This is a genomic window from Aquabacterium sp. A3, assembly GCF_038069945.1.
Taxonomy (GTDB): Bacteria; Pseudomonadota; Gammaproteobacteria; order Burkholderiales; family Burkholderiaceae_C; genus Aquabacterium.
Window position 1 is genome coordinate 2,107,501 of the sequence record NZ_JBBPEV010000001.1, and the last position, 10,588, is coordinate 2,118,088.

At 65.9% G+C, this 10,588-nt stretch carries 9 protein-coding genes; 3 read left to right on the forward strand and 6 right to left on the reverse strand.

Going from position 1 to position 10,588, the window contains the following annotated elements; genetic code table 11:
- Positions 1-10: 10 nt before the first annotated feature.
- Genes atzD through WNB94_RS09175 form a run of 6 tightly spaced genes read right to left on the reverse strand, consistent with a single transcriptional unit; the run spans position 11 to position 6,445 of the window.
- On the reverse strand, positions 11-1,150 hold the full coding sequence (gene atzD / locus WNB94_RS09150) for a cyanuric acid amidohydrolase (RefSeq protein WP_341389870.1): 1,140 nt from the start codon (positions 1,148-1,150) through the stop codon (positions 11-13).
- The gene (allB, locus tag WNB94_RS09155) at positions 1,147-2,619 is read right to left on the reverse strand and encodes an allantoinase AllB (RefSeq protein WP_341389872.1); all 1,473 of its coding nucleotides are present in this window, start codon (positions 2,617-2,619) and stop codon (positions 1,147-1,149) included. Before allB ends, atzD begins: the two co-directional genes overlap by 4 nt.
- Positions 2,620-2,632: 13 nt before the next feature.
- A complete protein-coding gene (locus tag WNB94_RS09160) occupies positions 2,633-3,424 on the reverse strand; it encodes an SDR family NAD(P)-dependent oxidoreductase (RefSeq protein WP_341389873.1) in 792 nt (263 codons plus the stop codon).
- Between the two features lie 25 nt (positions 3,425-3,449).
- Positions 3,450-4,505: an ABC transporter substrate-binding protein gene (locus WNB94_RS09165; protein ID WP_341389875.1), complete on the reverse strand. Its 1,056-nt coding sequence runs from the start codon at positions 4,503-4,505 to the stop codon at positions 3,450-3,452.
- Entirely contained in the window at positions 4,502-5,356 is an 855-nt protein-coding gene (locus WNB94_RS09170) for a cysteine hydrolase family protein (RefSeq protein WP_341389877.1), read from the reverse strand. Before WNB94_RS09170 ends, WNB94_RS09165 begins: the two co-directional genes overlap by 4 nt.
- 24 nt (positions 5,357-5,380) lie before the next feature.
- Positions 5,381-6,445 carry an ABC transporter substrate-binding protein gene (locus tag WNB94_RS09175; protein ID WP_341389878.1) on the reverse strand — a complete coding sequence of 355 codons (1,065 nt, stop codon included), beginning with the start codon at positions 6,443-6,445 and terminating at the stop codon, positions 5,381-5,383.
- A gap of 392 nt (positions 6,446-6,837) precedes the next feature.
- Between WNB94_RS09175 and WNB94_RS09180 the strand changes: the two genes are divergently transcribed.
- The 3 genes from WNB94_RS09180 to WNB94_RS09190 all read left to right on the forward strand — a co-directional run bounded on the left by WNB94_RS09180 (position 6,838) and on the right by WNB94_RS09190 (position 10,478).
- The gene (locus tag WNB94_RS09180) at positions 6,838-7,728 is read left to right on the forward strand and encodes a LysR family transcriptional regulator (protein ID WP_341389880.1); all 891 of its coding nucleotides are present in this window, start codon (positions 6,838-6,840) and stop codon (positions 7,726-7,728) included.
- Between the two features lie 159 nt (positions 7,729-7,887).
- Complete coding sequence (locus tag WNB94_RS09185; protein WP_341389881.1) at positions 7,888-9,705, forward strand: DEAD/DEAH box helicase; 1,818 nt, start codon at positions 7,888-7,890, stop codon at positions 9,703-9,705.
- Positions 9,702-10,478, forward strand: a complete 777-nt coding sequence (locus tag WNB94_RS09190) for a hypothetical protein (protein WP_341389882.1) — start codon at positions 9,702-9,704, stop codon at positions 10,476-10,478. Before WNB94_RS09185 ends, WNB94_RS09190 begins: the two co-directional genes overlap by 4 nt.
- The last annotated feature ends 110 nt before the right edge of the window (positions 10,479-10,588 follow it).

The window sequence follows — 10,588 nt, forward strand, 5'->3', positions numbered from 1 at the left end:
GGTGCATCCTTCATACGGCATCCTCAACATGCAAGATCGCGGCCACGGGGCCACCGCCAGCGGGCCCCTGGTGCTCGGCCCCCCCGGACACATACAGCGCGGTGTGCCCGGCGATGGACGCCAGCACGCCGCCCACCACAGCCCGCGCGTGGCGCGTGGCATTGATGTCCGAGTCATTGAGCATGGTGTGGCGTTGGCCGCGCACCAGCCCGTCGGGGCTGGACTCGGCCTTGGCCAGCAGGTTCACCAGGCGCCCCGCCTGCACGGCGTCGTTGTGGTCGGGGTCGATGGCAAAACAGTCGCGCAACAAGGTGCGCACCGAGGCCCCATCCACCGCATCGGCCATCACGGTGTGGGCGATGCGGTAGGGCGATGCGGCGCCGGCCACCTCGCCCAGCACGATGACCACGTTGTGGTCCACCTCGATGCCGGCCGACACCGAGGCACAGCCCGAGTACAGCGACCAGTCGCGCAGCACGGCCGCATCGCTCAGGGCCTGGGCGGGCACCTCGTCCAGCGCCAGGGCCACGCCCAGGGCCGAGGCCCCGCGCGAGTAGCCCATGGATTCATAGGTGTCGCGCGTGGCGGGCTCGTGCCCCGCTTGCAGCGCGGCCTGCACATCGGCCGATGTCAGCAGCGGGCACTTCACCTGCACAAAGTGCACATCGCGCAGCCGTTCAATGCCGGCCTGGGCCATGGCCTCGCGCACGGCCTGGGCGGTGGCCTCGATCTGCGCCATGCGGCCCAGTTCGTGCGGGGCCAAGGCGCGGGTTTGCGCGGTGCCGATCACCAGGCGCGGGGGCGCGCCCTTGCGCGGCGGCGGTGCCTCGGGCAGCCAGCGCCGCGTGAACACCGTGAAGTGCGGCGACAGCACGCCCTCGGTGCCGCCCGACATCACCAGCGCCACACGCCGCGCGGCCTCATCGGCGCTGCAGCCCAGGTGGCCCGCCAGCCACTGGCTCCAGGCCGTGGCGGCGTAGTCACGGGTGTGGTCGTTCACACAGCCATTGCCTTCGGTCTTGCCCATCACGGCCACGATGTCTTGAGGCTGCAAGGTGCCGGCCTCGACCAGGGCCTGCACGCCCGACAGGTCGGCCGGCCCCCGGCACGCGATGCGGTGCACGCCCACCGTCTGCGCGTGCGCGCTCATGCCGCGCCCTCCAGGGCCGAGGGGTCGGCGGGCACGGCGGTGGTGGGCACGCCGGCCGGGGTGCTCAGGATCTGGCTGCTGTAGTGCTCGGTGTTACGCGGGCGTGGCGTGGGCATGCGCTGCACGCCCTTCACCGATTGCCCCCAGCCGGCGGCCTCGGCCACCAGGCGGCTGTCGCGCATCACGAAGCGGCCCCGCACCAGCGTGTGCACCGGCACCCCTTGCACGGCGCGGCCGTTCCAGGGCGAGATCTTGCTGATCGATTGCAGCCGCCCTTGCGACAGCACCGCACGGCGGTCCATGTCCACCACGGCGATGTCGGCATGCGCGCCCACGGCCAGCACGCCCTTGGTGCCGTACAGGCCCCAGGCCTTGGCGGGGGCGGCGGCGCTCCACTTCACGTAGTCCATCAGCGTGGCACGCTGGCGGTTCACTTCGGTCAGCATCAGCGGCATCTGGGTTTCCACACCCGGGAAGCCGCAATCGCATTGCCAGATGCTCTCGCGGGTTTTTTCTGCGGGCGCGTGGGGGGCGTGGTCGGTGGCGATCATGTCGATGGTGCCGTCCATCAAGGCATCCCACAGCGGCAGGTTGTGGCGCTCTTCGCGGATGGGCGGGTTCAGGCGCAAGATGCCGCCCAGGCGCAGCATGTCCTTGGTGTTGAGCAGCAGGTACTGCGGGCAGGTCTCCACCGTCACGTCCACGCTGCGTTGCTTGGCTGCGCGCAGCACAAACAGCGAATCGGCGGCGCTGTGGTGCGCGATGTGCACGCGTGCGCCCGTCCATTCGGCCAGGGTCAGCACGCGGCCAATGGCCTCGATCTCGGCCACGGCGGGGCGGGCCGCCAGGTGGGCCAGCGGGTCGATGCGGCCGGCCGCCTCCATCAGGTGCTGGCGGCGCGCCATGATCGATGAGTTCTCGGCATGCACCACGGTGCGGATGCCCAAGGGCGCCAGCTTCTCGAAGCCCTCCAGCAAGGCGCCGTCGGTGGGCGCGGGCAGGTTGCCGAAGGTGTTGCCCACAAAGGCCTTGAAGCTGGTCACGCCGGCGTCCAGCAACTCCTCCAGGCGGTCGATGGTGTCGTCGCCCAGCAGGCCGTGGATGCCGTAGTCCACGTATGACGATTCGGCCGCCTTTTGCTTCAGGCGCAGCGCCTCGATGGTGCCGGTGGGCGGGTTGGTGTTGGGCATCTCGAACACCGTGGTCACACCACCGCAGGCCGCCGCGGCCGAGCCCGTCTTCCAGGTTTCTTTGTGCGGATAGCCCGGGTCGCGAAAGTGCACGTGGCTGTCAATGGCCCCGGGCAGCAGGTACTGCCCATCGGCGCGCAGCTCTTCGCGGGCGCTGGGCATCAGGTCGTCGTGACCGATGGCCACGATCTTGCCGTCGGCAATCGCGATGGAGGCCTCAACGATCTGCTCGGGCGAGACGATCTTGCCGCCCCGGATCACCAGGTCTGCGTTGCTCATGGTTGTGTACTCCTCACAGCATGGCCCAGCCGCCATCGACGGGCAGGTCCACCCCGGTGATCTGGCGCGAGGCATCGCTGGCCAGAAACAGGCAGGCGTTCGCCACGTCCTCGTCCAGCGTCACGCGCTTGAGTGCGTAATCCTCGGCGTGGCGCTGCATGGCTTCTTCCAGGCTGATGCCCAGCTTCGTGGCCATGTTGGCGCACACCTTCTCGCGAAAGCGCGGCCCATCCACCATGCCTGGGGCCACGCAGTTCACGTTGATGTTGTGCGGGCCGGCCTCCAGCGCAAAGCTCTTGGTGATGCCGCGCAGGCCCCACTTCGAGGCCGAATACGCCATGCGGCCCGCACGCCCGCGCATGCCGAAGGTGCCGCCCACGTTCACCACCTTGCCGCCACCCTGCTCGATCATGGCGGGCATCACGGCGCGCATGGTGTTGAAGCAGCCGGTCATGTTGAGCTCGACGATGTCGTTGAACTCTTCGGTGGTGGTCTCCCAGCCTGTTTTGCCGATGGGGCCGGAGCCCCCGGCCACGTTCACCAGGATGTCGATGCGGCCGAACTGCGCCAGGGCCGCACGCGCCAGCGCATCGGTCTGCTCCGGGTCGGTGAGGTCGCAGCGCACCACGATGGCGGGCACGCCCTTGGCCCGGGCGGCCTGCGCCACCGGCTCGATGGCGGCCGTGTCGCGGCCCGCCAGCACCAGGGCACAGCCCTCGTCGGCGAAGGCCAGCGTCACGGCGGCGCCCATGCCCTTGGCAGGGCCGGTGATCACGGCCACCTTGTTTCTCAGCTTGAGGTCCATGGGATGTTCTTTCTGTGTGTCGGGTTCAGAACAGCTTGCTGGGGCGCTGATCGCGCGGGGGCAGGAAGCTGCGGTCAAACACCTCGGCGGGGGTGGGCGTGCGGCTCAGCTGGTTGGCCTCCACCAGGATGTCGATGGCCTTGGCCAGGCGCTTGTCGTCCACATCGCCCAGGCCGATGCGCGCAATCTCGGGGTGGCTCATGTCGCTGCGCAGCGTGAACAGCAGGCGCTCCTTTTCAACGTCGCGCTTCAGCAGGGGCTCACGCTTCATCACGGCGTCCATGCCCATGTCGGGGTTGGCGATCACCTCGCCAATGGCCCGGTTGAGGGCGCGCACAAACCCGGCCACGGCCTTGGGGTTGTCCTTCACGAAGTCACGCGCAAAAAACACCGCGTTGCTGTAGAGGTCCATGCCGTACTGGCCGTAGCGGATGAAGCGCAGGTCTTTGGTCGGGTCCATGCCCATGGCCTTGGCGCTGAAGCTCACCGTGGTCACGTAGCCAAAGGTGGCGTCCACCTGATCGCGCGCCAGCATCTGCTCGCGCAGGTTGGGCGCCATGTTGGTGATGTTCACCTTGCTGGCGTCGATGCCTGTCAGCTTGGCAAAGCCCGGAAACAGCTTCAGCGCCGCGTCGGTGGCGGGGCCACCCACGGTCTTGCCCTCCAGATCTTTGGGCGTCTTGATCGGGCTGTCGCTCTTGACCACGATGGTGAAGGGCGGCGTGTTGTAGAGCATGTACACGGCCACGGGTGCCTCGGCCGGGCGTTTGGAGGCCAGGTCGATCACGGCATTCAGGTCGCCAAAACCAGCCTGGTAGGCGCCCGAGGCCACCTTGGGGATGGAGGCGGCCGAGCCCGCGCCCTGGTCGATCTCCACGTCCAGGCCCTCGGCCTTGAAGTAGCCCTTGTCTTGTGCGATGAAGAACCAGGCTTGCGGGCCTTCGTACTTCCAGTTCAACACCATCTTGATCTTGGTGGCCTGCGCTTGCGCGGTCAGCGGCAGCATGGCCGCACCGGCAAGGGTCAGGCCGGCCAGCAGCAGCCGGGCCAGAGAGCGGGGCATCGGGCGGTGGGGTGTCATCGTGGGTCCTTCTTGGCAGAGTGGGTGGGGGTGGAAGCAACCTTCAGCGCCGGGATCAGCGCCTCGGCCGTGCCGACAAAGCCGTGCAGCTTGTCGACCAGAAAATGAATGGCCCGCGTCACGTACACGGGCGATGGGGTGCTGCAGGCGTCTTTCAGCAGCACGCAGTCGTAGCCCAGAAAGCCGGCGTCCTGCAGGCTTGAGAACACGCAGCGGTCGGTGTTGACGCCCGCAAACAGCAAGGTGGTGATGCCTTGCTGGCGCAGGATGCTGTCCAGCTCGTTGTCATGAAAGCCGCTGAGGCGGTGCTTGAACACCGTGATGTCGTCGGCCGCCTGCGGCAGCTCACTGATCACCTGCGCCCCCCAGCTGCCAGGCACCACGCTGGGCCCGTGGTCCAGGGGCGAGCCCTGGGCATAGCCCACCCCGGGTTGCCCGTCGGCGTCGGGCCGCTCGGCCTTGTAGCGCACCGTGGGGCCCAGGTTGAGCGTGTCGGGCCGCACGCCCCAGTTCAGCCACACCACGCGCCCACCGGCATGGCGCCAGGCGGGCAGCAACTCGCGCAACACCGGGATGGGCTTGCGCGTGGCGCGCATGCTCACGCCCTTTTGCGCAAACCAGCCCTCGGGGTGGCAGAAGTCGTTTTGCATGTCCACCACCATCAGGGCGCTGCGCAGCACGTCCAGCTCGATCACTTCGGTGTGCGTGGGCAGCCGCACCGGCCGTGGCGGCTGGGGTGTGCGCACCAGGCTCAGCACCTCGGGCGTGCCGTGCCAGGCCGTGGCCGGGTGGGCGCCATACAAACGGCGGCCTGCCTGGTCGGGTGCGGGGGGAGGGGTCTTGCGGCGCATGGCTCGGGGGCAGGTGCGGGCCCATCAAGGCAGGCGGTCGGCCAGTGGCGGCAAGAAGCGGCGGTCAAACACCTCGGCCACGGCCGGTGCGCGTGGCAGCTCGAACGCCTGTTGCACCTGGCCAATGGCCTTGGTCAGGCGCTCGTCGCTCAGGTCGCCCAGGCCCACGCGGCGCACCTCGGGCGTCACCACCAGCTGCTGCAGCGCGTACTGCAGGCGGCGCTTCTCCAGCGCCTTGTTGATCAGCGGTTCTTGCCGGGCCAGGGCCTCGATGGCAGCATCCGGGTTGGCCATGGCGTCGCGCAGGCCCTTGTGGATGGCGCGCACCAGCCCGGCCACCACCTGGGGTTGCTCCTTGATCAGCGTGGGCGACACCACGATGCCGTTGCCATACAGCGCAATGCCGTGGTCGGCGTAATGAAACCAGCGGATGTCTTTGTCCGGGTCCACCCGCTGGCCGATCAGGTTCAGGTAGCTGGTCACCGAGAACACCGCCGAGGCCGCCACCTGGTCGGTCAGCAGCATCTGCTCTTGCAGGTTGGGCGCCATGTGCGTCCAGCTCACCTTGCTGGCGTCGATGCCATTGAGCTCGGCCAGCGCCGGGAACATCTTCATGGCCGCACCGCCGGCGGGCGAGCCCAGCGTGCGCCCTTCCAGATCCTTCAGCGTTTTGATGGGGCTGGAGGCCTTGGTCATGATCGCAAAAGGCGTGCGGTTGTAGACCATGTACACCACCACCGGCACCGTGCCGGCCGGCCGCGTGGCCGCGTTCTGCACGATGGCGTTGATGTCGCCAAAGCCCGCCTGGTAGGCCCCGGCCATCACCTTGGTGATGGTGTTGGCCGAGCCATCGCCCGTGTCAATCTGCAGCGCGATCTTTTCTTGCGCAAAGTAGCCGCGCTCTTGCGCCAGGTAGTACCAGGCGTGCACGCCTTGCAGCTTCCAGTCCAGCACGAACTTGATGGGCGTGGTGGTGGACGCGGGCGGCGCGCTTTGCGCCATCGCGGCGCCCAGGCTGGCCGCCGTGAAAGACACGGCCACCAGCGCCTGGCGCCACACACGTTGAGAGGTCAAAGCCAATGCAGACACGACAAGACTCCGGCAGGTGAGAGATGCCGGGGTTCATGCATCAGCCGTGCCGAAACCCTGGTTTTCAGCGTGCCGCTCTTGTTCTTTTTCAAGCCATCACCGTTGCCCATGCGGCAACGGTGGCCGGGCATGCCGATGGGCACGGCCCTGGCGGCCAGATGGCCTGTGCGCGCCGGCCCCACCGCGAGGGGCCGCATCGGCACCAGGCCGGCTGCCGCCACCCTGGCGCACGCCCGGCAGGGGTGGGGCGCACGCCTGCTGCTGGTGCATGGCGTTGCCATTTTGGGGCGATGCGTGTGCGCTGCGTTGCCGTCACGGCAACACCAAACGCCGCCGCACCCGCCCCCGCACTCGCCCCTGCGCTGGCACCAAACCTGCAACCACCGCCCCGCATGAACCACCTGCGATTTCTGAAGTACGTGGACGAAGTGGCCCGCGTGGGCTCCATCCGCCAGGCCGCCGAGCGCCTGCACGTGGCCCCCTCGGCCGTCAACCGCCGCATCCTGGATCTGGAAGACGAGCTGGGCACCCCCATCTTCGAGCGCCTGCCCCGGGGCATGCGCCTGACGGCGGCCGGCGAGCTGTTCATCCGCTACATCCGCAGCCGCTCGGCCGAGCTGGACGAAGTGCGCTCGCAGATCGAAGACCTGCAGGGCCTGCGCCGGGGCCGCGTCAGCCTGGTGGCCAGCCAGGCCCTGGCGCCCAGCTTCTTGCCCGCCGTGGTAGCCAACTTCCGCCAGGCCCACCCCCTGGCCGTGCACCAGGTGCGCATTGGCGACCACCTGCAGGCCCTGGCCGCCCTGCGCGCCTTCGAGGCCGACCTGGCCCTGGTCTTCAACCTGGCGCCCGAGGTGGACATTGAAGTGGTGGGCGAGTTTGAGCAACCCCTGGTGGCCGTGATGCACCGCAGCCACCCCCTGGCCCAGCGCCCCAGCGTGCGCGTGCGCGACTGCGCCGACTACCCCCTGGTGCTGCCCAACCGCGACACCGGCGGCCGCCAGCTGCTGGAGCGCTTTCTGGCCCGCAGCTCGCTCAAGCTGCGCCCGGCCATCGAAAGCAACTCGTTCGAGTTCTTGCGCGGCTGCCTGTACCACGGCCAGGCCGTGTCATTCCAGATCGCCATCGGCGCCGTGGAAGACGGCGGTGCCCTGGTGGCCCGCCCCATTGAAGACCGGCATTTTCCGCAAGGCCGCCTGGTGCTGGCCACCCTGCGCGGGCGGCAGTTGCCGGTGATTGCGCATGCGTTTGCGCAGCATGTGTTGATGGCGTTGCGGGGGGCGTGAGGGCGACGAGCCCGCGGTCCCGGCGGGCTGGCGAGGCCAAAAATCCGTTACGCTTTGGTACATCAGGCCCAGCCTCGTCAGAAGGACCTTGCCTGATTCCCAAGGAGGCACTGATCAACACCATTCACCTCCTTGGCCCATACCAACGGAGGACCAGAGATGGCTGTTTTGATCCCGGCGTTGAGCACCTGCACCGGTCGCATGACCGGGGGCGAACGGCGCCTGGCCCAACGGCTTGAGCAAAAGCTGGAAGACGACTACCTGCTGTGGTACGACGTGCCGGTGGGCCCCAAGCAATCACACCCCGATTTTGTGGTGCTGCATCCTCGGCGCGGGCTGTTGATTTTGGAGGTCAAGGACTGGAAGCTGTCCACCATCCAGAGCGCCACCCCACAGTACTTTGAGATCTTGCCTGATGGCCAGCTCAAGGTCGTGATCAACCCCGTGGCCCAGGCGCGCCACTGCGCCATCCAGGTGGTCAATGCCTTGTCACGCGATCCGCAGTTGGTACAGGGCCCGGGGCCCCATGCGGGCAAGCTGGCGTTTCCTTGGGGTTATGGCGTGGTGTTGGCCAACATCACCCGCAAGCAGTTTGAAACCTCGGGCCTGGACCAGGCCATTGAGCCCCATCTGGTCATTTGCCAAGACGAGATGACCGAGCACGTGGAAGAAGAGGCCTTCCAGCAGCGCCTGTGGGAGATGTTTCCCCACGCCTTCCGAGGCGCTCTGTCGGTGCCCCAGATCGACCGCGTGCGCTGGATCATGTTCCCCGAAGTGCGGGTGCAGACCCAAGGCAGCCTGTTCAACGATCAAGACGACGAGGCCGATCTGCCCGATGTGATGAAGGTGATGGACCTTCAACAAGAGCAGCTGGCGCGCAGCCTGGGCGATGGCCACCGCGTGATCCACGGCGTGGCAGGCTCGGGCAAGACCATGATCTTGGGTTACCGGGCCGAATACCTGGCCAAGGCCCAGCAATCTGCCAAACCCATTTTGGTGTTGTGCTTCAACGAGCCCCTGGCCGTCAAGCTGGATGCGACGTTCAAGGCCAAAGGCTTGGCGGACCGCGTGCACGCCATTCACTTTCACCGTTGGTGCCACCGGCAGCTCACCGCGTATGGCCAAACACTGCCCGCGCAGGGGCCCGAGTTTTTTGATCAGATGGTGGATGCGGTCATTCGGGGCGTTGAGCGCAAGCAGGTGCCTTCAGGCCAATACCAAGCCATCTTGATCGACGAGGGGCACGACTTCAAGCCCGAGTGGTTGAAGCTGGTGACGCAGATGGTGGACCCCAGCACCAACAGCCTGCTGCTCTTGTACGACGATGCGCAGAGCATTTACGAGCGCAGCCGCAGCAAGCAGTTCAGCTTCAAGAGCGTGGGCATCCAGGCCCAAGGGCGCACCACGATCTTGAGGATCAACTACCGCAACACCAAGCAGATCTTGCAAACCGCCAGCTTGATCGCTGCCGATTTGCTGACGCCAGAAGACAAAGACGAGGACGGCATCCCGCTGGTGAAGCCCATCGGCTGTGGCCGCGAAGGCGAACAGCCCATCATCGTGCGCCTGCCCTCCTTGCGAGACGAAGCCACCCGCATTGCCGAGCTGCTCAAAGAGGCCCACGACAGCGAAGGCCATGCCTGGGGCGACATGGCGGTGCTGTGCCGCGACCCAGTGGTGATGAATGTGTGCTCGCAAGTGCTGTCGCGCATGCGTTTGCCGCACCAAGTGCGCAAAGGCACGGGCGATTACAAGCCCGAGCGTGATGTGATTCGGGTGATGACCATGAAGGTGAGCAAGGGGCTGGAGTTTCCAGTTGTGGCCATTCCGGGCGTGGGGCGCTTGCCCCTGCCTGATCACGATGAGAAAGACGAAGCGCGGCTGTTTTATGTGGCGGCCACCAGGGCCACCCACAAGCTGATCGTGACGGCCAGCGGTGACAGCAGTTTTGCTGAAAAACTGACATTCGGCGCATGAACAAGTCATCAACAGTTCCGGCACTTAAACCTGACGAGCGCAAGTATTACCGCGACAAGCTCAGGGCGGCCAGGTATGCCGCTTTGGCCGACTCTGAGGGGTTCGAGCAGATCTGCTACGCCTTAGAGGCCTTGGGTATGCGCTTACATCAATCCCAGGCTGATCTTGGGACGTACCGAAATGTACTAAGGCAGTTGGCCGGGGATGCCCCACAGTTTTCGTTTGCTTTTGAAAGTACTCATGCCTTTAAGTCATTTGACGCACTTTTCAACATTCTTCGGTGTGCACGGAATGACGCGATGCATACCGGCGCAAGAGCGCGAACAGCGACACAAGCGGCAACTGAACTTTGCGTTGGATTGGAAGAAGCATTGATGGCAAATCAACCCAGAAGAGCTGGTGACTTGATGGTCAAGGGTGTGGTCAGCGTTGAGCCATGGCAAATGGTCGCCGAAGCCCGACAGTTGATGCTGATGCACTCTTTTTCTTACCTTCCCATACTGCATCAGAATCAGTGGAAATTACTTTCAGATGTCCATTTGGCCAGATTTTTGGCCAGTAAAGATGAGCCTGCCAAGAGTCGGCGTAACCGGCTGGCTTTATCGATCAAAGACGCAGTATCGGCAGGCCACCAAGGGGTTCATCTTTCGTTGGAGTCAGCAAAACAAATAACGCCTTGCGAAGATGTGGGTACATTGGTTAGCGAAGGTCAGAGCGAACAGAAGCTTTGGCTGGTGTGTGATGAACGTAATCACTTGCTAGGGAAGGTCTGAACAACTCGTTTGCGAGGCAACAGGCGGCGTGATCGCTTCGACAAATGAGCCGAATGCATCGCAGACCAGCCCCCATGACGCTGAAACGCACGTCAAAGGGTGCGCGACCC

Coding starts and splice junctions, on each gene's coding strand:
- atzD (WP_341389870.1), bottom strand. CDS start 1,150: ATGAGCGCGCACGCGCAGACGGTGGGCGTGCACCGCATCGCGTGCCGG.
- allB (WP_341389872.1), bottom strand. CDS start 2,619: ATGAGCAACGCAGACCTGGTGATCCGGGGCGGCAAGATCGTCTCGCCC.
- WNB94_RS09160 (WP_341389873.1), bottom strand. CDS start 3,424: ATGGACCTCAAGCTGAGAAACAAGGTGGCCGTGATCACCGGCCCTGCC.
- WNB94_RS09165 (WP_341389875.1), bottom strand. CDS start 4,505: ATGACACCCCACCGCCCGATGCCCCGCTCTCTGGCCCGGCTGCTGCTG.
- WNB94_RS09170 (WP_341389877.1), bottom strand. CDS start 5,356: ATGCGCCGCAAGACCCCTCCCCCCGCACCCGACCAGGCAGGCCGCCGT.
- WNB94_RS09180 (WP_341389880.1), top strand. CDS start 6,838: ATGAACCACCTGCGATTTCTGAAGTACGTGGACGAAGTGGCCCGCGTG.
- WNB94_RS09185 (WP_341389881.1), top strand. CDS start 7,888: ATGGCTGTTTTGATCCCGGCGTTGAGCACCTGCACCGGTCGCATGACC.
- WNB94_RS09190 (WP_341389882.1), top strand. CDS start 9,702: ATGAACAAGTCATCAACAGTTCCGGCACTTAAACCTGACGAGCGCAAG.